The sequence below is a fragment of the Nguyenibacter vanlangensis genome (assembly GCF_038719015.1).
GTDB lineage: Bacteria > Pseudomonadota > Alphaproteobacteria > Acetobacterales > Acetobacteraceae > Gluconacetobacter > Gluconacetobacter vanlangensis.
Map to the genome: position 1 here is coordinate 1,224,234 of NZ_CP152276.1, position 22,449 is coordinate 1,246,682.

General features: G+C 67.4%; 22 protein-coding genes. 15 read left to right on the top strand and 7 right to left on the bottom strand.

Annotated elements, in window-relative coordinates:
* The 11 genes from AAC691_RS05575 to AAC691_RS05625 all read left to right on the top strand — a co-directional run bounded on the left by AAC691_RS05575 (position 1) and on the right by AAC691_RS05625 (position 10,785).
* Positions 1 to 423, top strand: coding sequence for a hypothetical protein (locus tag AAC691_RS05575; RefSeq protein ID WP_342629247.1), 423 nt, complete (start codon positions 1 to 3; stop codon positions 421 to 423).
* 22 nt (positions 424 to 445) lie between these two features.
* Complete coding sequence (locus AAC691_RS05580; protein WP_323991517.1) at positions 446 to 1,636, top strand: glycosyltransferase; 1,191 nt, start codon at positions 446 to 448, stop codon at positions 1,634 to 1,636.
* On the top strand, positions 1,633 to 2,523 hold the full coding sequence (locus tag AAC691_RS05585) for a glycosyltransferase (RefSeq protein ID WP_342629248.1): 891 nt from the start codon (positions 1,633 to 1,635) through the stop codon (positions 2,521 to 2,523). Before AAC691_RS05580 ends, AAC691_RS05585 begins: the two co-directional genes overlap by 4 nt.
* Before the next feature lie 49 nt (positions 2,524 to 2,572).
* Complete coding sequence (locus AAC691_RS05590) at positions 2,573 to 3,418, top strand: glycosyltransferase family A protein (RefSeq protein WP_342629249.1); 846 nt, start codon at positions 2,573 to 2,575, stop codon at positions 3,416 to 3,418.
* 132 nt (positions 3,419 to 3,550) lie between these two features.
* Entirely contained in the window at positions 3,551 to 5,083 is a 1,533-nt protein-coding gene (locus AAC691_RS05595; protein WP_342629250.1) for a flippase, read from the top strand.
* Between the two features lie 368 nt (positions 5,084 to 5,451).
* Entirely contained in the window at positions 5,452 to 6,237 is a 786-nt protein-coding gene (locus tag AAC691_RS05600) for an SGNH/GDSL hydrolase family protein (protein WP_342629251.1), read from the top strand.
* Positions 6,238 to 6,368: 131 nt separating this feature from the next.
* On the top strand, positions 6,369 to 7,409 hold the full coding sequence (locus AAC691_RS05605; RefSeq protein ID WP_342629252.1) for a glycosyltransferase family 2 protein: 1,041 nt from the start codon (positions 6,369 to 6,371) through the stop codon (positions 7,407 to 7,409).
* A 77-nt stretch (positions 7,410 to 7,486) separates the two neighbouring features.
* Entirely contained in the window at positions 7,487 to 8,344 is an 858-nt protein-coding gene (locus tag AAC691_RS05610; protein ID WP_176639859.1) for an SGNH/GDSL hydrolase family protein, read from the top strand.
* On the top strand, positions 8,341 to 9,276 hold the full coding sequence (locus tag AAC691_RS05615; protein WP_342629253.1) for a thiamine pyrophosphate-dependent dehydrogenase E1 component subunit alpha: 936 nt from the start codon (positions 8,341 to 8,343) through the stop codon (positions 9,274 to 9,276). Before AAC691_RS05610 ends, AAC691_RS05615 begins: the two co-directional genes overlap by 4 nt.
* Positions 9,266 to 10,255, top strand: coding sequence for a transketolase C-terminal domain-containing protein (locus AAC691_RS05620; RefSeq protein ID WP_342629254.1), 990 nt, complete (start codon positions 9,266 to 9,268; stop codon positions 10,253 to 10,255). The genes AAC691_RS05615 and AAC691_RS05620 overlap by 11 nt, the downstream gene beginning before the upstream one ends.
* 239 nt (positions 10,256 to 10,494) lie before the next feature.
* Positions 10,495 to 10,785: a lipoyl domain-containing protein gene (locus tag AAC691_RS05625; RefSeq protein WP_246285564.1), complete on the top strand. Its 291-nt coding sequence runs from the start codon at positions 10,495 to 10,497 to the stop codon at positions 10,783 to 10,785.
* A gap of 92 nt (positions 10,786 to 10,877) precedes the next feature.
* On the opposite strand, the gene AAC691_RS05630 is transcribed toward AAC691_RS05625, so the two are convergent.
* Both AAC691_RS05630 and AAC691_RS05635 read right to left on the bottom strand, forming a co-directional pair.
* Positions 10,878 to 12,248: a hypothetical protein gene (locus AAC691_RS05630; RefSeq protein ID WP_342629255.1), complete on the bottom strand. Its 1,371-nt coding sequence runs from the start codon at positions 12,246 to 12,248 to the stop codon at positions 10,878 to 10,880.
* Positions 12,245 to 12,613, bottom strand: a complete 369-nt coding sequence (locus AAC691_RS05635; protein ID WP_176639963.1) for a hypothetical protein — start codon at positions 12,611 to 12,613, stop codon at positions 12,245 to 12,247. The genes AAC691_RS05630 and AAC691_RS05635 overlap by 4 nt, the downstream gene beginning before the upstream one ends.
* Positions 12,614 to 13,224: 611 nt before the next feature.
* On the opposite strand from AAC691_RS05635, the gene AAC691_RS05640 reads away from it, so the two are divergent.
* Positions 13,225 to 14,442, top strand: coding sequence for an acyltransferase (locus AAC691_RS05640; protein WP_342629256.1), 1,218 nt, complete (start codon positions 13,225 to 13,227; stop codon positions 14,440 to 14,442).
* Between the two features lie 128 nt (positions 14,443 to 14,570).
* On the opposite strand, the gene AAC691_RS05645 is transcribed toward AAC691_RS05640, so the two are convergent.
* The 4 genes from AAC691_RS05645 to AAC691_RS05660 form a co-directional block, all read right to left on the bottom strand.
* Positions 14,571 to 15,761, bottom strand: coding sequence for a transglutaminase-like domain-containing protein (locus AAC691_RS05645; RefSeq protein WP_342629257.1), 1,191 nt, complete (start codon positions 15,759 to 15,761; stop codon positions 14,571 to 14,573).
* Between the two features lie 133 nt (positions 15,762 to 15,894).
* Complete coding sequence (locus tag AAC691_RS05650; RefSeq protein ID WP_342629258.1) at positions 15,895 to 17,349, bottom strand: sodium:solute symporter family transporter; 1,455 nt, start codon at positions 17,347 to 17,349, stop codon at positions 15,895 to 15,897.
* 49 nt (positions 17,350 to 17,398) lie between these two features.
* Positions 17,399 to 17,626 carry a DUF3311 domain-containing protein gene (locus AAC691_RS05655; protein WP_342629259.1) on the bottom strand — a complete coding sequence of 76 codons (228 nt, stop codon included), beginning with the start codon at positions 17,624 to 17,626 and terminating at the stop codon, positions 17,399 to 17,401.
* 226 nt (positions 17,627 to 17,852) lie between these two features.
* Positions 17,853 to 18,851, bottom strand: a complete 999-nt coding sequence (locus AAC691_RS05660) for an NAD-dependent epimerase/dehydratase family protein (RefSeq protein WP_342629260.1) — start codon at positions 18,849 to 18,851, stop codon at positions 17,853 to 17,855.
* A 271-nt stretch (positions 18,852 to 19,122) separates the two neighbouring features.
* On the opposite strand from AAC691_RS05660, the gene AAC691_RS05665 reads away from it, so the two are divergent.
* Positions 19,123 to 19,992, top strand: coding sequence for an arginine deiminase family protein (locus AAC691_RS05665; RefSeq protein WP_342629261.1), 870 nt, complete (start codon positions 19,123 to 19,125; stop codon positions 19,990 to 19,992).
* Between the two features lie 34 nt (positions 19,993 to 20,026).
* Here the strand turns inward: AAC691_RS05665 and AAC691_RS05670 are convergent, their stop codons facing one another.
* Positions 20,027 to 20,365 carry a hypothetical protein gene (locus AAC691_RS05670; protein ID WP_176640788.1) on the bottom strand — a complete coding sequence of 113 codons (339 nt, stop codon included), beginning with the start codon at positions 20,363 to 20,365 and terminating at the stop codon, positions 20,027 to 20,029.
* A gap of 247 nt (positions 20,366 to 20,612) precedes the next feature.
* On the opposite strand from AAC691_RS05670, the gene AAC691_RS05675 reads away from it, so the two are divergent.
* Positions 20,613 to 21,020, top strand: coding sequence for a VOC family protein (locus tag AAC691_RS05675; RefSeq protein WP_342629262.1), 408 nt, complete (start codon positions 20,613 to 20,615; stop codon positions 21,018 to 21,020).
* Between the two features lie 78 nt (positions 21,021 to 21,098).
* A complete protein-coding gene (locus tag AAC691_RS05680; RefSeq protein ID WP_342629263.1) occupies positions 21,099 to 22,421 on the top strand; it encodes an MFS transporter in 1,323 nt (440 codons plus the stop codon).
* The last annotated feature ends 28 nt before the right edge of the window (positions 22,422 to 22,449 follow it).

A 22,449-nucleotide genomic window follows, 5' to 3' on the forward strand; every position in this document is an offset into this window, starting at 1 on the left:
ATGGCATGGCGTTTCAAGACCGGCGTCCGTAGCCTGACGATGGCGGTGCTGTGCGGCCTGATTGCCGTGGTTCCGGGCGCGTTCGCCCAGGACATCCCCCCCGCGGACATGCCCCCTGCCGGCGCGCCGGACGAGCAGGCCGCCCCGACGGCCGTGCTGTGGTGCAGCGTCGCCGACGGCGCGAACCAGCGGCTGCTGGTCAGTAGCGTGACCACGCTGACCAATCCGTCCTATATCACGATCAACACCTATAGCGGCCGGTTCGGCCGCACGGTCAATGCGCGCTATGGGCTGCATCTGGGCCTGGAAGGCAATTATTGCCACCGGGCGGGCACCGTGACCGCCGCCTCGGCGGCGCGGGCCGCGCTGGTCGCGCGCATGGCGGCGCAGAATATGCGGATTGTCAGCGTGGGTATCTTTTGAGTCACTGGAGAAGGACCGCGACATGCCGGTGAACAATACCCCGCGACCGATCCGCGCGTTCGTGCAGCTTTCCCACGGCTATGGCGCCGCGACGTGGCACGATCGCTGGAAACAGGGCCGCATCCTGGGCCTGAATGAAGAATATGCCTATGGCTATCTGCGCGGTTCGACGCCCGGCTTCGTCATCACCCAGTCCGAGGACGCGCGGGAGGGGCTGATCGGGCGGGCGGTCCGCTATGCGGCGCGGCTGATCCTGGGATTCGATTTCGTCCATGTGTGGCGCAACCGCCGGTCCATTTTCGAGAGCGACGTGGTCTGGACCCATACCGAATCGCAATCGATGGCGGTCCAGTTGCTGCTGCGGCTGTATCCGGGGCGGCGCAGGCCCGGGACGATCGGGCAGAGCGTCTGGCTGATCGACCGGTGGGGGCGCGAATCCTGGAAAAACCGCCTGGTCTTCCGCTGGCTGTTGTCGGGCGTGGACATCCTGACCTTTCTGTCGCCCTGCAATGCGGCGGATGCGGCCAAGCTGTTTCCGGGCAAGCGCGTGGAACTGGTCGAATTCGGCATCAGGGCCGACGAGATGGTCACCCGGCCGGCGGCGCCCGCCCACGAGCCGGTCAATGTGCTGTCGCTGGGCAATGACCGCCATCGGGACTGGGATACGTTGCTGAAGGCGACGGCCGATATGCCGTGCCGGCTGACGATCGGCACCACCGATCCGGCGGCGCGGCGGAAGATCGCCGCCTGGCCGCATGCCCGGCTGGCGACCCTGTCCAACAATACCGAATTGTTCGCGCTGTACGACCAGGCGGACGTGGTCGTCGTGCCGGTGGGGCCCAATCGGCACGCGTCGGGCATTACCGCGATCGAGGAGGCGGTGGCGCGCGGCGTCGCGGTGATTACGACCGATGCCGGCGGGTTGCGCCATTATTTCGCCGACGACGCCGTCTGCTATGTGCCGGTCGGCGACGCGGCCGCCATGGGCCGCGCCATCCAGGAACTGGCAGCCGATGCGGACCGGCGCGCCGCCATGCTGGCCCGGGCCCAGGCGCGCATGCGCGACTGCCTGAATTCGCGCGCCTATGTCGCCCGGCACGTCGCGCTGTCGTACGAGATCCTGCCCGCGCCGGCGCGCAGCGCCGCCCCCTTCCCCGCCGCGGTCGCGCGTGGACCGCAGCACCCCGCACATCCCGAAGCCGGAGCCATATGATGAAGAATTCCGCGGCCGTCGTGGTCGGCATCATCAGCAGCGGGCGCCCCGCCATCCTGCCCGAGACGATCGCGGAACTGCGCAGGCAGACCTATCCGTTCCAGCGCATCATCATCTGCACCCCGCGCCCGTCCGACGCGGCGCAGGTCGCGGAGGCCGAGGACATCGTGCGGCTGATCGGCCCGACGGGCGCGCCCCACCAGCGCAACGTGGTGCTGGACCATGCCCGCGATGCGGACATCGTCGTGTTCTTCGACGACGATTTCCTGCCCGATCCCGATTACCTGCGGCGTTGCGTCGAGGCGTTCCAGTCCGATCCGGCGATCGTCGCGGCGACCGGGCGCGTGCTGGCGGACGGCGCGAAGGGGCCGGGGCTGACGGTCGCGGACGGGCGGGCGATCCTGGCCGACCCGGCGATCAACGACAATCCGGCGATGCCCCCCGTCGAGGCGGCCTGGAGCAGCTATGGCTGCAACATGGCCTATCGGATGTCGGTGATCACCGAGCACGACATGCGTTTCGACGAGCGGCTGCCGCTTTATGCCTGGTACGAGGACATCGATTTTTCGCGGCGGATGGGCGCGTATGGCCGGCTGGTGCGGGTGAACGGCGCGAAGGGCGTGCATCTGGGCACGAAGAAGGGACGCACCCCCGGCCGGCACCTGGGATATTCGCAGGTCGCGAACCCGATCTATCTGTCGCGCAAGGGCAGTTTTCCCTGGGATCATTCGCTGCGCAGCATAGGCCGCAATATCGCGATGAACATGCTGCGCAGCCTGCGGCCGGAGCCCTATATCGACCGGAGGGGCCGGCTGATCGGCAACGGGATGGCGCTGCTGGACTGGATGCGCGGCCGCGTCGCCCCCGAACGAATCCTGACCTTCTGATCGTGACCTTTTGCGCGATTTGCGACCTGTTGCAGCCGGATACACCACCATGCGCTTTTCCCTTGTCGTCGCCACCGTCGGACGCTCCGCGGAAGTCCGCGCGCTGCTGCTGTCGCTGCAGCGCCAGGCCGTGCAGTCGTTCGAGGTCATTATCGTGGACCAGAACGCCGATGACCGGCTGGAGCCGATCGTCGCCGAGTTTTCGGCGACGATGACGATCCTGCACATGCGCACGTCATTGCGGTTGTGCAACAGGGCGCGCAACCTGGGCGCGCGGCACGCCACGGGCGAGATCGTCACCTTTCCCGATGACGATTGCGAATATACCCAGGACGTGCTGGAGCAGGCGGACCGGTTTTTCCGCACGCATCCCGGCCATGGCTTCCTGACGGGGACCGTGCTGCTGCCGGATGGCAGCTTCGGCCGGTCGGGGCGCTGGCTGAAGCAGGACAGCGCGGTCGATACGCAGACCGTGTGGACGTCGCTGATCGAATTCAACCTGTTCGTCCGGCGCGAGGTCTTTGAGGAACTGGGCGGATTCGACGAGATGATCGGGCCGGGCACCCGTTTCGGGTCCAGCGAGGGGCAGGACCTGGCGCTGCGCATGCTGGCGCGGAACGTGCCGGGATACTATCTGTACCATCTGCGGATCATGCATCCGGACAAGCCTGTGTCGCTGAACATCGCGCGCGCGTTCAGCTATGGCCTGGGGGCCGGCCGGGTGATGCGCAAGAATCGCTGCGACATGCGGACCGTATCGCAATTCCTGATCCGGCCGGCCGGCGGTTTTGTGGTCAATCTGGTCCGGTTGGACATGCCGATCGCCCGTTATTATTTCCTGACATTCCTCGGCCGCCTGGCCGGTTACCGGGCGCAGGTCGCGAAGGCGGCCTGAGTCCACGCCCCCGGGGTCCATGCCCCTGGGGTCCATGCCCCCGGGGGGCGCCCCCGAGCGGCGCCGGCGCCGCCGGGTTTTCGCCATGTCCACGCGCGGCAAGCAGGCCGCCAGAAACCGGATTGAACGTTGATGGCCACCGCGAAACCAGCCTCTGCCCTGTTGCGCATGCCCACCTGGCACATCGTGTCCAACAGCGGCTGGAACATCCTGGGACGGGTCGGTCCGATCGGGGTCGCGCTGCTGGTGACGCCCCGGCTGATCACGCATCTGGGCCTGGCGCGCTGGGGGGTGATGACGATCGCGCTGACCCTGGTCGGCACGTTCGGGATCTTCGATTTCGGCCTGGGACGGGCGCTGACGCGGGCGGTCGCCGAGCGCGTGACCGAGGGGCGGCACCAGGAAAGCGCCGACCTGACCATGACCGGCATCCTGACGCTGAGCGTGCTGGGGATCATCGGCGGGCTGGTTGCCGCGCTGGGCGTGGTGGCCTGGGTGCAGCACGGCCTGAAGATCCCGGATTCGCTGCGGCCCGAGACGACGTGGGCGATGTGGGTGCTGTGCGCCACCGCGCCGCTGGTCATGGCGAACGCGGCCATGTGGGGGGTCATTTCCGCCTATCAGGCGTTCCGCGCGGCCAACCTGATCAATATCCCCATCTCGATCGGGTATTATGTCGCGCCGCTGCTGATCCTGCTGGTCTGGAACAGCCTGGTCGGCGTGATGATCACCCTGGCGCTGTGCCGCGTCGCGATGACGATCGCCTATGCCTGGCTGTGCCTGCGGGTAATGCCGCAACTGCGTACCGCCAGGCCCGCCATCAGCCTGCTGCGGCCGCTGTTTCGGATCGGCGGGTGGATGACGGTGTCCAACCTGATGTTTCCGATCCTGTCCTATATGGATCGGTTCATGATCGCGTCGGTCATTTCCAGCGCCGCCACCAGCTATTACACCACGCCGTTCGACGTGGTCGCGCGCCTGTCGCTGATTACCAATGCGGTGACGGGCACGGCCTTTCCGGCCATGGCGTCGCTGTGGCGGCACGACAGCGCCGGGACCATTCAGCTCTATCGTACCAGCGTGCTGACGGTGGCGGCGCTGCTGTTTCCGTTCTGCCTGGTCAGCGCGCTGTTCGGCCGCGAGATCCTGGCGATGTGGGTCGGGGGCGATTTTCCGCAACACAGCACGATGATCATGAAATTTCTGAGCATCGGGGTGTTCTTCTTCGGCGTCGACGGCGTGGCGGCGGGGTTTCTGGACGGGATCGGCCGGCCGGATTTCAACGCCGTCCTGTCCGTCATCGAATTCGCCGTCTATGCGCCGCTGCTGCTGCTGCTGCTGCATCTGTTCGGGGTGGACGGGGCCGCCATCGCCTGGGCCGGCCGCAGCCTGCTGGATTGCGTCATCCGCATCCGCCTGGGCATTCGCTTCTATCCGCCGCTGGCCGACGCCGTGCGCCATATCCTGCCGATGAGCGCCGTGGCGCTGGTGACGCTGGGCGCCGCGATTTTCCAGGATGGGATCGTCATCACGGGCGTGTCGTTCGTGCTGTCGTCGATCCTGTTCTATGCGATCCTGTGGACGCGCGGCCTGAGCGCCGCTGAGCGCGCATCCGCCCTGTCGCTGCTGAAGCGGGCGGGCATGTCGCGCAGCAGGCCGGCCTGACGCATGACCAGGGCGCCGCCCTGGACCCGGCAGGGCCTGAGGCCCTGCACCTCAATCATTTGATAACGAATGGGTTTCCAAAGGGCGACTGCCCTTTGGTGGGTCAAGGGCAACGCCCTTGTCGGGCAGATCCCATGCATCAGTCGTGCGGCCAGTCGGTATTACGTTCCCCTTCTTACGTTCCTTTGGCCGGCGACCCCACGAGAGCGTCATCCCGGCCGGCGTGATTTGCGCGGAACCATGCCGGGCCGCCCGCTTTTGTTACAACGCCGCATTGACGGTCCAAGGCGTGGTGCGGATTGCCGATTATCGTTGAAGCCTCGAGTATCGTTAAAACTTCCGGGAAACATCTGGGCGACGAGGAGCGCATGAAGCGGCTGACCCTGTTTGTCAAAGGCAATGTCGATATCCATGATTCGCTGCATTCCTGCCGCATCGGCGGCGTGGTGCAGTGGAACGGCATGAACGATATCCTGCGCGGCGCCTATCCGGACGTGACGGCACGCATCCGCCACGAGACGCTGACGCGGTCCGACGCGCTGCTGGCCGCGACCGGAGAGGTGCCGGCCCTGTTCGGCGCGCGCGACCTGCAATTGGGAAATTATCCGCTGCGCAGCCAGTTCAGCACCGCCGTGTTCACCACGCCGGCGGACGCCGTGTTTCTGTCCATCCTGCCGGACGTGGCCACGCCGCTGGTGCGGCACCGGCGCGAGGACGTGCTGTTCTATCCCGCCGACGAGGCGGAGTGGCGCGACGACGACCGGGCGTGGCTGCGGTCCGAATTCGCGCCCGCGGGCTATCTGAGCGTGGCGCAGTCCATGGCCAATCTGGCGGCGATCGTCGAGCGGATCCGTCGGGAACGGGACGTGCCGGTGCTGGTCTATAACCTGTCGCCGGTCATTCCGGGCGACCGGGTCCATTGCCATATGGGGCTGGACGAGACCTTTGCGACAAGAATAAGGCGATTCAACCTCGGGCTGATCGAACTTTCGCACGAGATCGGCATTTCAATCATTGACGTTGATACCGTCATTGCCCGCAACGGGGCGGACAGGCTGAAGATCGACAATTTCCACCTGCGGCCCGAAGGACATCGGTACGTCGCGGAGGAGGTCGTTCGGGTGCTGGAGGATCTGGGCGTTCTGGAGAGCTAGAGCCCCCGTCCGTGCGTCCGGCGGGTCGATACGGGATCGATTTCAGAGATAGATTTTTCATTGTTCCTTTTTACGCCAAATAAAAAAAGTCTCCGGTCTGAGCATGATCTTTGCCGGGAGAAGGATTTGAGATGAAAGCCACAGTCGTTATCCGCTCGCGCAATGAGGCGGACCGTCTGCGCCTGACGCTGGCGTCGCTGTCCTGCCAGACCGAGGCCGCGCAAATCGTCGTCGTCGATGACGGATCGACGGACCATACCGCCCCCGTGGTCGCCGAGGCCGCGCGCACGGGCGACGTGGTCGCGATCCGGCACGAGACCGCGCTGGGCCGGTCCGCGGCGGCCAATGCCGGGGCGCGGCAGGCCGACGGCGACGTGCTGATCTTCCTGGACGGCGACACGCTGGCCGGCCCCGACCTGGTGGCCGATCACATGGCGCGCCACCGCGCCAGTCCCGGCCTGGTGGTCCGGGGCGAAACCTATCACATCCGCTGCACCCGTCCCTTCCTGGACCCCGAGGCGGGGACGCCCCGGCGCGGCGAGGAGGAGCGGGTCGCACGGATGTCCGCCGAGGAACGGGCGCGGTCGGTGGTGACGCGGGAGCAGATCCGCCACGATTTCGCCGCGGTCGCCCGGCGGGGGCAGCCTGGGGTCTATCCGGGCTATGGACCGCGCAAACTGTTCGAGCTGGAGATGGCGGCGCTGCGGGACGATGCGGATTGCGGCGTCCTGTGGGCCGCGGCGTCGGGGTCCAACCAGTCGGTCGGGCGGGCGGCCTTTCTGGAATCCGGCGGGTTCCATCCCGACCTGACGATCAACGAACATCGCGAATTGTCGCTGCGCCTGTGCCAGGCGGGCCTGCGGATGGCGGCCTCGGCGGCGCGCACCTATCACCTGATCCACCGGAGCGGCTGGCGCGACCCGCTGGACGACAAGGATTGGGAAGGGATCTTCTATGCCGCGCATCCGCGCGCGGACGTGGCCCTGCTGCCGCTGCTGTGGCAGAGCCTGAGCGACGAGAAGGCGCTGGCCGAGCCGTTGCGCATCTCGTCCCTGGCGCAACTGGCGGCGATTGCCGCGGATTATCCGAGCCTGCCGCGGCCGGAAGCCGTGCGTGCGGCCTATATGGCGGCGCCGAGGCCGTCCTTTGCCCGCAAGCCCGTCCATCCGTAAGCCCGCCCCGCCGTCCACAAGCCCCGCCGTCCACAACAATTCCCTCCGTCCACACACATCGAGTCGGAGTTCCTCTCATGAAAAAGATAGAGGCCGTCTTCTTCGGCGACGCGCATGAGCGGCAGGTGATCGCCCGTGCGGCGTCGCTGCTGTCCGACGCGCTGGAAAGCCAGGGCGCGAGCCTGTCGCACATGATGGTGCATGATTTCGACAGCGCCGTGAACGCGGCCCCCGGAACGATCCGGGTGATGTCGCTGGCGCCGGCGCTGCGCGCGCTGGATACGCCATGGCCGGAGGTGGAGCGGGACCTGCTGGCCCGGTACGAGGCGTTGTGCGCCGCGGGCGATCCGGTCCTGGTGCCGACCCTGTTCCGCCATGTCGAGCGCAGCGGCCAGCCGGACGGTGCGCGCATCCTGCTGCGCATCCGGCGGCTGGACCTGCTGGCCGCGGAATTGTCGCGGCTGTACGGCGCCTTCGTCGTCGATGTGGACCGGGTGTTCGCCGATACCGGCGCCATGCGGCTGAAGACCGATTACCGCGCCGAGGGCGACGCCGCGACCGAACTGGCCGGCTATACCCTGGCGCTGGGCATTACGGACAACGCGCTGGATGCCGCCCTGCCCTTCGAGGTGCAGGAGCGCGTCAAGGCGCGGATCGTCGCCCAGGCGCCCGCCAGCCGGCCCGTGCCGGAAATCACGCCGCGGGAATTGATGGTCATGGGCAAGGGGCGGCGCCGGCAGGTCGTGTCCACGATCACCGACGCGGTGCAGGACAACCATGTGGGCTGGCTGCTCCGCCAGGTCGTGAAGGGCCAGATCCCGCCCGGGCAGGCGATCGAGAAGCTGGTACATGCCGTGCGGCGGCGGGGCGTGCAGGAGAGTTTCAGCATCGTTACGGCCGGCTTGTTCAAGATGATCCGTGCGACGCCGCAATGAGCAGGATCGACCCCATCCAGGCCCTGCGGGCCATGCTGGCGATCCGCGCGTTCGAAGACGCGCTGGCGCAGCGGAAGAATCACGGGTTCCAATTGCTGTCGACGGGCGAGGAGGCGGTTGCCGTCGGGCTGACGTCGGCGCTGGGGCCGGCGGACCAGTTGCTGACCGGCGGGCGGTCCATCGGGCCGGCCCTGGCGCGCGGCGTGCCCGCCGGGGCGCTGATGGCCGAATTGCTGGGCAAGGTGGACGGCATGAATCGCGGCCGGGCCGGGCGCGGCCACATGTCGGCGCCGGATTACGGCTTTTTCGGCGCGCATGCCGTGGTCGGCGGGAATATCAGCGTCGCGGCCGGGGTGGCGCTGGCCAAGCAGATGGACCGCGACGGCGGCATCGTCGCCATCATGTTCGGCGACGGGGCGTGCGGCGCCGGGGCGCTGCATGAGACGATGAATTTCGCCGCGCTGTGGACATTGCCGATCCTGTTCGTGTGCAACAACAACCAATTGTCGGTTTCCACCGCGCGCGAGGCGAGCATGGCGCCGGCGGCGCTGTCGGACCTCGGCGTCGCGTTCGGGATGTGGACGCGCACGATCGACGGGCTGGATGTCGCGCATGTGGCGGAGGTGGCCGCCGAGGCGGTCGGGCATGTGCGCGCGGGCCGCGGCCCGGCATTCCTGGAATGCCAGTCCATCCGCCTGCGGTCGCATTCCACCACGGCGCGGGAGACGCGCAGCCGGGCCGAACTGGCCGAATTGCGCGCCCGCTGTCCGATCCAGCGCCTTGCGGCGTCGCTGATCGAGGCCGGGCTGCTGGATGCGGCGCAATTCGCCACGCTGCAACTGGAGGCGACGGCAGCGGCCGCGCAGGCCATGGCCCATGCCGAGGCGTCCCCTTATCCGAGCGCCCAGGAGGTGCTGCAGCATGTTGTATGACCAGAAGCCCGTCACGGCGCGGATGTTCTTCCGCGAGGCGATCAAGCGCGCCATGCACGAGGAGATGGCCCGCGATCCGCGCATCTTCATCATGGGGCAGGATGTCGGCGCCTTCGGCGGGTCGTATCGCGAGTTCGACGGGCTGTTCGCGCTGTTCGGGCCCGAGCGGGTGCGCGACACGCCGGTGGCCGAGGCCGCGACGATCGGCATCGCGGCCGGGGCCGCCGCCGCCGGCTATCGCCCCGTCGTCAGCATCACCTATATGGATTTCCTGATGCTGGGCTTCGACGCGCTGATCAATTACGGGGCGAAACTGCGCTATAAGAGCGCGGGGGGGCTGAATGCCCCGCTGGTGGTCAAGACCACCGCCGGCGCCGCGGGCCAGGGGGTCGCGCATTCGCAATGCATCGAAGCCTGGCTGATGAGCGTGCCCGGGTTGCGGGTCGTCGCGGCCTCGACGCCCGAGGATGCCTATGGCCTGATGAAGACGGCACTGCGATGCGACGGGCCGGTGGTCTATATCGACCATAAGCGGCTGTTTCCCATTCCGGGCGACGTGCCGGTGAGCGAGACCGCCATTCCGTTCGGCGTGGCGTGCGTGCGCCGCGCGGGCACCGACCTGACCCTGGTCAGCCACGGCTACATGATGCGTCCCGCACTGGAAGCGGCCGAGATCGTCGCCGCGGAGGGCATAAGCTGCGAGGTGATCGATTTGCGCAGCCTGGCGCCGATGGACGTCGACACCCTGGCGGCGTCGGTCGCGCGCACCGGCCGGCTGCTGACCCTGGAGGAGGGGCAGACCGTATGCGGGGTCGGCACCGAAGTGGCCTATCGGACATTCGAGCGGACGGGCCCCATGCCGTGGATCCGGCTGGGCGCCCTGCCCGCCCCGGTTTCATCCAATCCGGTGCTGGAAGCCGCCTGCATTCCGGATGCGGGCCGCGTGGCCGATGCCATGCGGGCGCTGTCGGCCCGCTAGAGCCATGTCCGTTCACCTCTGGTTCACGGATATTGTCTAGTGCGTTTTTGGCGAGCATCTCTGTCCGACCGGATGCGCCCATTCGATCGGATGATGCTCTGGTCCAGTGTCCTGCCTTTGAAATTCATCATGCGAATTTCAAGGGCAGGACACCAAATTGTTGATTTGACTATTTTCCTGCATAACAATTCTATTACTTTCAAGAAACAGACGAAGGTGCAGAAAGCATGTTTTACCAGTTGACCGTTCCCGCCGCCGTGGCCGGTGTCGAAGAAATTCGCGTCCTGGAATGGCATGGCGACACCGGCAGCGCGTTTGCGCCGGGCGACCTGATCGTGGAGCTGGAGACCCACAAGGCCGTCGTGGAGGTCCGCGCGGGACAGGCCGGAATCCTGCGGGAGATCACGGCGGAGCCGGGCGCGTGGATGCAGATCGGCGTGCGTCTGGCGCTGTTCAGCGACGGTGCGGACGAAGCCGTGCCCGACGGGGCCATCGCATCGGACATTCCCGTCGAGTTCGAAATCACCTGAGCATATCTGGACATGATCCGATCGGCCGGAAGCGGCCGATCGGACAGGCGTTTATCGGATAGGCGTTTAAACGAAAAGCCGGAACAGGCCGGTCAGGGCACCAGTTCCGGCGTCGCCGCGCCGTGGCGCATGGCCAGGACGTTGGTAATTTCCTGACGCAGGGCGACCTGCATCGGACCGCTTTGATGAATGCCGTCGGGCAGGTGCAGGGCGCCGCCCAACTGCGCCCCCAGCGCGTCCACGTCGATGATCGCCATGTCGCGCGATGCCGCGACGTCGTGCAGCATCAGATTCTGTTCCTTGGCCGCGATGCTGGAGAGCGTGTCGCTCATGGGCGCATCGAAGCCGGCATAGGACGAGATGTCTTCGTACCCCGCGGTGGACATGCGGTTCAGGACCATGATCCGGCCCCCCGTGGTGCGGGCCAGCGTGTCGATGAGGCTTTCGTAATCGCGGCGGATGGTGTCGGTCGACCGCCTGACGGGTTCGAAGGCGCTGGACAGCCAGGCGCGGATGGCCGGACCGGCGGCCGCCTGGTGGTGGCGCATGATATGCACATGATAGCCGAGGGTGCGGTGCCGCAGGATGGCCTGCGGCTCGGCGCTGAGCGACAGCAGGATGTCCTCGGGCGGGCCCAGCCGCTTCGTGCCGCTGCCGGTGATGATGCCGTAACCGTCCTTGAGCGGCGTGTTGCGCAGGACCGAGAGCAGGGCGCCGGCGAATATCCAGTCGTCGGACGTGGGGGCCGACGCCGCGCTGCCGAGGGCGCGGCGCAGGTCGTCGGCCAGGGCATCGAACTGGGCCGGGGTGCGCGCGAGCTGGTCGAGCAGCACGGGCGCGCAGGGTGCCACCGGATGATCGGGGATGAAGACCGCCTGCAGCGGATCCCTGGTCGATTCGAACATTTCCAGGAAGGCGCAATGATCGCCGAGTATGACCCCCGTGGCGTCGCACAGCCCCATGCTGAGCAGGGTGGTGGGTTTTTCCCCGTCATCGCACCACCAGCCGCGGCTGCGGCCGTACCAGCCGGGCAGCAGGCCCGAATGCACGTCGGCCAGGGCCGTCATGCGCCGGCCGGTCACCACCATCAGCCGCAGGCGGCCGGCATCGGGCTCGTCCGCGAGCTGGGCGGGGTCGTCCGGATCGATATGGGCCACGACGGTATCCGGCTTCCAGCTTTCGACGGCGCGGACGCTGAGATAGCCGCCGCGCGCCATTTCCGGCCGGACGGTCAGGCGCCCCCCGACGCGGGGCGCGAACACCACCTGCAATTCCGTCTCGTCGGCCAGGGCGGGCGGGCCGGAGACCCGGACGCCGGTCGGTTCCAGGCTGATGTTGCAATAGCCGATCGGTTCGTCGGCGCGGCAATACTGGCCGCTTTCGCGCAGCCAGCGCACGCCCGAGCGCACGATGGCGTAGCCGTCGGCCTTGAGCGGGCCGAAACGCAGATCGAGTGTGCTCATGGCCGGCCTGCCGCGTTCATGCCGTCATGGCGGAGGATGCCGGCGACGGTGCAGCGGACCTGGCGCGCCACGTCCTGGTCGAGCGGCTCTTCCGGATCGGTGCTGAAGAGGGCGATCCGGTCGGAGGAGGCGCTGTACTGGCCCGGGCCGACATCGAGCTGCCGGAGATAGACGGGTTCGCGCAGCACCAGCCGGTAATAGGAGACCGGCGGGCATTCCTGGGCGAAGGCGCTGCTGAGATCGACGCTGAGATCCAGCAGCTTGCCGCCCATGCGGAGGGAGTCGCCCGCGCCCGCGTACACGCATTCGACAGTCGCGCCGGACATCTGTGGCACGATGACCGGAAGTCTGAATTCATAAATCATTTCGGTTTCCCATTAAAATGCGTTTAAAATCAATTACCGAATTCAGATAAACCGCTCCTCTTGCATCACGCCTCATTCGGAAAAAAACGAGCGCGTCGGGGACGCGGTTGCATCGGGGAGAGTGCATTCCGTTGCGTGAATCACCTGATTACTTTTTTTTGATGTAATGATACGCGTCGTCGTTTGGTTTGCAGGAACAGGATGCCGGCGCGCGGGCGGCGCATGCAGAACGTCAACCGGCCCCGCAGGGCTACGGTTCATCAATAAAAAAATCTTTATTGTTCGTAAAGAATCCTTCCGCCGGCACCATTCGCCGGCACGAGGCGCCATGTTTAATATCCGATGGAAGATTTACCTGAGGGATCAGCCTGTCGAAGATGTGCTTTAAAAAAAGAGCCGGAACATTAAAAAAAACTGGACAGGTCGAGATAAAACCTCAAAATAATCAAATAAAAACATGTGGTTGTGTTAAACAAAACATCATTTAGCGAGAATCGGAAGCACGGCCCGAGCGGCCTGCGCGTGACGGGTGCGTCGCCGGGTTCAACGGGTGATGGGCAAAGAGGCGGCTACCGCGGAATCGCGAAGCAGAATCGCGAAAAGGAAAGGTCATGAGACGTAGCATCGAACTCGACTCCTTGCGTGGCGTCGCGGCGCTGATCGTCCTGCTGTATCATTCGTGGGCCACGTTTCCGGACGCGGTGCACGCTGTTCCGCCGCTGCGAACGGCGGCGCTGTTTTTCAGCCCGGCCTTTCTGCTTCGTGACACGCCGCTGCACCTGATGGTGTCGGGACCGGGTTGCGTGGCGCTGTTTTTCGTCCTGAGCGGCTTCGTGCTGTCCATCTCGCTGTCGAAATTCCAGAAAGGGTCCTATGGCCGGTATATCACGCGCCGGTTCTGCCGGATCTACCTGCCCTTCGCCGCCGCCGTGCTGATCTCGGCGATCGCGTACGGCTTCGTCCTGCCGCATCCGGTGCCGGAGGCCGTGGCCAGTTACTGGTTCTCTCACGATCAATGGTCGGAGAAGCCGACATGGGGGCTGATCCTGCAGCATCTGCTGATGGTGGGTACGCCGCGGGCCAACACGCTCGACCCGCCGATGTGGTCCCTGGTGGCGGAAATGCGGGTCTCGCTGGTCTTTCCCTTGCTGTACCTGCTGATTTCCAGGTACCGCGTCATGGGCATGGCCGCCGTCATGCTGGCCTATTTCGCGGCGAGCGGCGTCATGACCGCGATCGGCGAGGGCGAACCGAAATCCTTCGTCGCCAGCCTGTGCTTCACGATCGAATACCTGCCGCTGTTCGCGCTGGGCATCCTGCTTTACGAAACACGCGATACGCTCAGATCCATTTACGACCGCGTGCCGGCCGCCGTCCGGTGGGCCGTCCTGCTGCCGTGCGTGCTGTTGCTGGGTGTTCCGCATGTCGGGCCGGAGACGACCTTGACGATGGGCACGAAACTGTTCTGGCTCATCTCGGTGGGCGCGGGGTCGGCGGCGGCCATGCTGATCGCGCTGCACAGCCGCGCCGCGTCGCGCATATTGTGCCTGAAGCCGCTGCAATGGCTGGGGCACATCTCATACAGTCTCTATCTGTTTCATATGCTGGTCCTGATGGCCATGGTGCATCTGTTCCGTGAGAGTCTGCCGCTGACGACGATCCTGGCCTGTGTCATTCCGCTGAGCCTGCTGGCCGCCGGCCTGTCCTATCTGCTGATCGAGCGGCCGGCCATGACGCTGGGCTATTGGCTGACGCGGCGCCCGGTGGCGAAGGCGGCGCGGGACTGGCAGCAGGTGGGCACCGGGGAGACGGTCGGCGTTTCGCAGTGAGGCTGGGGAGAGGTTGAGGCACGGCAGACTGGGGCCCGTTAGACTGGGACACGGTGACTGGGGGCACGGGCCGGAGCCATAGGCTTTCTTGCGCGGATATGGCTCCGGATATGCGCCGGGACAGGGCATTACGCCACGGCGACGTGGTCCCTGTAGACCGACAGTCCGTCCTGGTCGATCATGTCGATCTCGACGCCGCCGCCCTGGGTGGTTTGCAGGATGCGCCAGACGGGCGGGATGGTGATGCCGACCGCGCCGGTGAAGGCGAGCGGCAGGCATTGGGTGATCATCCGCGCGTCGATCCGCGCGAAGAAATGGTCGCGCCAGGCGGGGTCCTGCCCGCCTTTCGAGAGGTCCCAGCTCATGAAATCGAAGGACGCCCAGCCCTGGCCGTCGAGCCAGATCTCGGCCCAGTAATGCAGGGTCGGCGAGCGGCGATAGAGGAAATAGCCGCTGACCAGCCGGGCGGGAATGCCGCGCGCGCGGCACAGGCCGACGAGCAGCGCCGCGCCGAGCTGGCAATCGCAGCAGCGGACGTCCAGCACCCAGTCGAGCGGGGCGTCGGCCGGGATCTGGTCGTAATGGACCGGGCCCGACAGGAACTGGTCGATCATATAGTCCCAGAACGCCTTGACCGCGACCGGCGGCGGCGCGTCGCCCGCCAGGTGCCGGGCCAGCGCCGCGACGGGATCGGTCAGCCTGATCAGCCCCTCGCCGGGGCGCAGATAGAGTTCGGGATCCGGCAACGCGGCGTCGGCGGCGCGCGGCCGGAAGCGGATCCGCGCGCCGATATCGATTTCGGCCGCGTCCGATGGCGGCACCTGGACCTCGAGCCGGCCGTCACGCAGGGAATGGGTGGCGCCGTCGGGCACCAGCGGGTCGAGTGCCAGGATCTCGCACCGGTCCTGCAGCGGCAGGGACAGCCTGAGCCGCCGGGTCCGGCCGGTCGGCGGCGTGTGGCGCAGGTTGAAGGTACGGTGCAGGGTGACGGTGATGTCGGGTCCGGGTTCCTCGGCAAGCGCGCCGACCAGCCGGCGGCTGGTGGTAACGTAGTGATCGTCCCAGAACGGGTCGTGCCCGTGCCAGCCGGCCGATTTCAGGTGGTGCACGACCTCGACCGGATCGAACAGGCGGCGGCCCGCGTCGTCGCGGCGCACGCCCAGGCCCGATGCCGCCCAGCGATCGAGCGCCTGCCGCGCCGTGGCCCGTGCCGCGTCCCGGTCGTCGGCGAAGGCCGCGCCCAGCAGCACCAGCGCGTCCAGGACGCGATCTTCATCGACCGTCCTGTACCGGTCCTCGAAACGCAGGCGGGTTTGCATGCCTTGTCTCCAACGGGCCCCGGCGGCGGGGCGTTGCCTGGTGTCCGTGCCGGACCAGGGGATGCAACGGCCGAAATCCGGGCGGGTTCGCCGAGGTGGTTCGCCCAGGCAATTCGCAGGATGGGGCGCGGGCTCAGGTCCTGGTCGGGAGCGCGGCGCCGGCGGATGATGCGGGCAGGATGGGGTGGACCGGGCGTGCCGCCAGCACGCGGCTGCCGCCCCACAGGATGGCCGCGTTGGCGATGAGGCCGACCAAGCCGGGATTGATCCCGCCGAGATCGGCGCCGCCCATATAGAGCCCGACCGCCAGGCCGTCGCCCGCCACCAGGCCGGCGATCAGCGCGGCCGGGCTGATGGCGCGGGCGCGCAGGATGGCGAAAATTCCGGGCGCGGCCTGGGTGACCCCGAAATAATACATGGTGTTCAGCTTGACCATGACGCCCGAGGCATGGGCCGCGCTGACGATCGAGAACAGCAGATAGAGCGCGATCACCAGTTGCGCCCCGTAGCGCTGCTGCCGGTCGGACAGGCCGTGCAGGAGGTTATGCGAGACCAGCGGGCCGATCGCCAGGCACATCCCGGCGAGGACGACCAGCGCCGAGAGCGCGCAGGCCGCCGCCACCAGCCCCTGGAGCCAGGCCGGCAGCAGGGCGTGCGAGACCGCCATGAAGGCGTCGTTGGGCGTGGACAGCGCCATGCCCGACCGGCGCGCATAGTCGGCGACCAGATAGAGGAACGGGAACATCAGCATGTAGAGCGGCATGACGACCTGGTTGCGCCGGACGATGCGCCGCGAACGGCCGGTGAAGAGGAAGGCCACCGTCTGCGGCGCGACGCAGAAGCCGATCGCCTGCAACAGGATCGTGGACATGGCGAAGGCTTCGTCACGCGCGCCGGGGCGGATGCGGGCGATGTCGCCGGCCGCCGCGCCCCCCTGGAGCGTTACCTCCTGGAGCGGGACCTTGGGCAGGTGGCCCGAGGCCAGGAGTGCCGCCAGGCCCACCGCCAGCACCGCGACGATCATCATCACGTCCTTGAGGATCGAGACATAGGCCGGGGCGCGGATGCCCGACAGCGCGACCCAGAAGAAGGCGATGATCGCCGCCAGCGTGGTGAGCGCGATGGCCGGCACGTGCCAGCCGAACCCCTGCAGGACGGAGAGCAGGCCGATGAACTGGATGTCGCCGAACGGCAGCAGGAACAGGATCGCGTTCAGGGTCATCGCGACCTCGACGGCGCGGCTGCCGACATGGTGGCGGAACAGGTCGGCGATGGTCAGCGCGTTGTAGGTGCGCCCCGCCTGCCAGATCCAGGGATTGAGGAAATAGCCGACCGGGAAGGCCAGGACGATATAGCCGAGGAACCAGATGACGAAGGCGGTGCCGTGGCTGAAGGTTCCGGCGGGAAAGCCGAGCACGCTGCCGATGCTGTAGGTCTCGCCCACCGAGAGGAAGAACAGCAGGAGCCCGCCGAACTGCCCCGATGCGACGAAGAAATCCCGCGCGCCCTGGTGATGATGGCCGCGCCGGGAGAAGAGCGCGAGACAGACCGAGAGCAGGATCACGAGGCCGAAGGTCAGGGTTGCCATGCGGGGGCGTGTCTCCTGGAAAAGCGGGACCCGGTCCCGTGGCGTGCCGTCAGTCCCGGTCGTCGATGTACCGGTCGTGGAGCAGCCAGACCAGCGCCATGCAGATCGTTGTAAGAACGAACCAACCATAGAGCCAGAACGTGACCACCGGGAAGCCCAGGATGGTGCCGGGGATCCGGTCCAGCAGCGGCAGGGCCAGGTCGACGGCGCAGAATGGAATTCCGAGCCCGATCGCGAGCCGCCAGCGTGGTGCAGCGGATGACGGGGGGTGGGTCATGGCGTGTCGTCCCCTTGTGGCGCCGAATCGGTGGCGGCGAACGGAGGCGGGTGCGTTGCCGCGAATCGCGATAATGTCTGCGATGAGCGCATCTGTCCGACCCTGTCCCCCAGTTTCTCCCACAGAATTGTCCCCATTTCTGTGGATAAATCCAGTTCGGCATGGAACCGGGGCGGGCTTCGATTCGCGCCCCGCGCTTCAGGTCCCGCGTTTCAGGTCCCTCGTTTCAGATATCGTACCAGTCGCGATACCATTCGACGAAGGCGTCGACGCCGGATTGCAGCGTCGTGGCGGGGCGAAAGCCCGTCAGGTGCTCCAGCATGGCGCAGTCGGCCCAGGTCGTGGGCACGTCGCCCGGCTGCATGGGCAGGTTGTTGCACAGGGCCGCGCGGCCGGTCGCCCGTTCGATGGCGCGGATGAAGTCGCGCAGCCCGACGGGCTGGCCGTTGCCGACATTCACCACCCGATAGGGCGCGACGGGGCTGGCGCCGCGCGCCGGCGCCGCGTCGCCATTGCCCGGCGGCCGCGGCAGCAGCCGGACCAGGGCCTCGACGATGTCGTCGATATAGGTGAAGTCGCGCGCCATGTCGCCGCCGTTATAGACGTCGATCGGCAGGCCCCCGAGGATGTTGCGGGTGAAGCGGAACAGCGCCATGTCCGGCCGCCCCCAGGGGCCGTAGACGGTGAAGAAGCGGCAGGCCGTCATCGGCAGGTCGTGGAGATGGGCGTAGGAGTGCCCGATATCCTCGCATGCTTTCTTGGTGGCGGCGTACAGGCTGAGCGGATGGTTGCAGGGCTGGTCCTCGGTGAAGGGGCAATCGGTGCCGGCGCCGTAGACCGATGAGGTCGAGGCCAGGATGACATGCCGCACCGGCAGGGCCTTGACCGCGTTCAGCAGGTTATGGGTGCCCACGACGTTGGCGCTGACATAGGCGGACGGGTTGTCCAGGCTGTAGCGCACCCCGGCCTGGGCGGCGAGATGGACGACGATGTCGGGCCGGGCCGCGCGGCATGCCGCATCCAGCCGGGCGTGATCTTCCAGCATGAATTCGTGGGCGGAAAATTCCGGATGGGCGGCGAGCCGGGCGTGGCGTGCGCGCTTCAGCGCCACGTCGTAATAGGGGGTCATGCCGTCGATGCCGGTGACCGCATGCCCGTCCGCCAGCAGGCGGCGTGCCAGGTGATAGCCGATGAAGCCCGCCGAGCCGGTCATGAGAATGTGCAACAAATCCCCCCTGCCGCCCGTCGCGGCCATCCGGCATCAGCCCGTAACCGGCGCCCCATACAGACCGCCCCATTACAGACCGGAGACGGCGATGAGAAGCCCCGCCGCGCGGGCGTGCGTCCCTGCCCGGTTCGGCGCGCGCGTTTACGATTGAGCGCGCGGCAAACTTTACTTGCGCGATCCGCTATCGGATGGCCGGCAAGGCGGGCCTATGATACCCGGCATTCGGGTTCGAGCCACCCGGGCACCTTCGGACGAGGAAAGCAGGAGCATGGACGCCACACGCTGGTTCATCGACAGCGAAACCGGATATCTGGAGGATGTCCTGCTGTGCCCGCCGACCTATTATAGCTGGATCCCCAGCAACGATATCGCGATCCTGAGCCTGGAGGACGGCCGCGGGGCCGACGCCGGCGCGGTGCAGGCGCAGTTCGGCGAACTGGTGGACGCGCTGCGCGGCGCGGACGTGGCGTGCCACTTCCTGACGCCGCAGCCCGGCCTGCCCTATCAGGTCTATACCCGCGACAGTTCGCAGACCACGCCGTTCGGCACCGTCGCCACCAACATGTACCGCGCGGAACGCAAGGGCGAGACGGCGGCGATCGAGGCGTTTTACGGCCCCGGGGGGATCTGGCGGACCGCCACGCGCGGGCATCTCGAGGGCGGCGACATCCATGTCATCAGCCCGGGCCTGCTGGCCGTGGGCGTGACCACCACCCGGACCGACCGGGCCGGCGCCGAGGAATTCACCGGCTGGTTCGACGCGGCGGGATGGCAGACGCGGATGATCCGGTTTTCGGATCATTTCCTGCATCTGGACGTGGTGTTTTCCATGGTCGCCGAGAAGCTGGCGCTGGTCGCCCCCGATGCGCTGGCCGATGCGGACCTGGACTGGTTCCGCGCGCAGGGCATCCGGCTGCTGCCGGTGAGCTACAAGGAGGCGATGCGCGACATGGCGTGCAACGTGCTGGCCTTGGGCGACGGGCGGGTGGTCAGCCCGCGCCATTCCACCCGGGTGAATGCGATGCTGCGCGCCGAGGGGCTGGTCGTCCTGGACCCGGAACTGGACCAGTTCTCGCAGGGGGGCGGCAGCGTCCATTGCATGACGATGCCGCTGCGGCGCCGGTCGCTGGCCGCCTGAAGGGCGGATGGCGCGCCCGTCCGCGAGGGGCGGGTCAGCCGCTTTCGCGGTCGGGGTGGCTTTCCACTTCGCGCAGCAGGTGGATATAGCGGCCGGTATCGAAGCGGGGCTTGACGAACATGCGCCGCACCGCGCGGATCCCGTTGGCGGTGAAATAGGCGCGTGGCGGCAAATCTCCCTCGACGACGCGCAGCAGGCCGCGGGCGACCAGGTCGCGGATCGAGGCCGGGATGCGCGGCTGGCCGCGGCGGGTGCCGCTTTTCCACACCGGCAGAATGATGCCGTCGGACAGCGACGGGTTATGTCCGGAATCGGTACCGAAGGACCAGCGGATGAACCGCTCCTCGGACCGGGTAAGTCCTGTATCACCCATAATGACTGGCTCGCGTTCTTGTTTTCTTAATTTTTTTCGCGTCAATCGGGCCGGGTGGCGGCCCAATCCTTACTTTACAGGACGGACCGTCGTCGGTTGCAAGTCATTCCGCACCGTCCGTCATCATTTCTTTGCGGATGTGAAGGCCGAGCCATGCGGAAATCGGTTGCGGCCGGGCTTGTGCCGTCCCCGTCCGGCGCGCGACGATCCCGCCCGGCCCATGAGCGGCCAGCGGGAGGAACCTGCCATGAAGATCAATGCCTATCTGTTCGGCTTCAACGGCAAGTGCCGTGAGGCGTTCACCTTTTACGCGGCCGCGCTGGGCGGCGAGATCACCCGGATGATCACCTTCGCCGACACGCCGATGGCCGAGACCATGCCGGCCGAAGCGCGCGACGCGATCTGCCATGCCGCGCTGGCGGTCGGCGAGCAGGTGCAGATGGGGTCGGATGGCATGCCGGGCAAGGACGTCGCCCCGGCCGGGTTCTCGATATCGGTCAGCGCCGACACGACGGAGGAGGCCGAGCGGATCTTCACCGCCCTGTCCGACGGGGCGACGGTGACGATGCCGCTGCAGAAGACGTTCTGGGCGCCGATCTTCGGCACGCTGACCGACCGGTATGGCGTGGCCTGGATGGTCGGGTGCGAGTCGTAACCCGCATGGGGGCCCGTGACCGTCCGGGGCGGGGCGTGTATGGTCCCTGCCCCCTTCGCCCCGCACGGATGTCCGATCATGCATGTCGTTTCCGCCCCGCCCGCCGGCCGCCTGAGCTGGCGCGACGTCCGCACCCTGGCCCTGGCGGCCCTGGGCGGGGCGCTGGAATTCTATGATTTCGTGATCTTCGCCTATTTCGCGAAGATCATCGCCCAGCATTTCTTCCCCGCCGCCCAGCCCGATTGGCTGCGGCAGACCGAAACGTTCGGCCTGTTCGGCGCCGGCTATCTGGCCCGGCCGCTGGGCGGGGTGGTGATGGCGCATTTCGGCGACCGGCACGGGCGCAAGAAGATGTTCGCCTTCAGCGTGCTGCTGATGGCCGCGCCGACCCTGCTGATGGGCCTGCTGCCGGGTTTCGGCACGCTGGGCCTGGCCGCGCCGCTGGCGCTGCTGCTGCTGCGCATGGCCCAGGGGGCGGCGATCGGCGGCGAGGCGCCGGGGGGCTGGGTGTTCGTCGCCGAACATGCCGGGGCGGGACGGACCGGGCTGGCCTGCGGCCTGCTGACCGGCGGGCTGACGGCGGGGATGCTGATCGGGTCGCTGGTGGCGCTGGGGCTGCATATGGCGCTGGCGCCGGCCGCCATCGCCGCCTGGGGCTGGCGCCTGCCCTTCATCCTGGGTGGGGTGTTCGGCCTGATCGCGATGATGCTGCGCCGCTGGTTGGAGGAGACGCCGGTCTTCGCCGAGATGCATGCGCGCGGCGCGCTGGCGCGGCAGACGCCGCTGGTCGTCGTGCTGCGCACCTGCCGGCGCGCCGTCATCCTGTCGGTGGTGGGGACCTGGGCGCTGACGGCGGCGATCGTGGTGCTGCTGCTGATGATGCCGTCGCTGCTGCAGAGCCTGCATGGATTTTCCGCCGCCAGCACCATGGATGCCAGCCTGGTCGCGACCCTGTCGATCACGCTGGCCGCCGTGGCGATCGGGGCGGCGACCGACCGCTGGGGCCTGCGCCCGGTCATCGTGCCGGTGGTCGGGCTGCTGATCGCGGGGGCGTGGGGGGTGTACTGCGTGGCGCCCGCGCATCCGGCCGGCTTTCTGCCGCTGGCCGCGCTGGCGGGAATCGGCGCCGGCTATGTCAGCCTGGTGCCGATCGCCATGGTGCGGGCCTTTCCGGCCGCGGTGCGGTTTTCGGGCCTGTCCTTCTCGTACAACGTGTCCTACGCCGTGTTCGGCGGGCTGACGCCGGCCTGTGTTTCGGCCCTGGTGGTGCATGACGCGCGCGCGCCGGCGCTGTATGTCGTGCTGGCCGCGCTGGCCGGCGGGGCCGCGCTGTGGGCCATGCCGGGAGAGGCGCGCCAGGCCGGACGCAACATGCTGATGTGGCGGCAGAAAGCCGGCTGACGCAATCGGTCGTGGACGGACGGCGCGC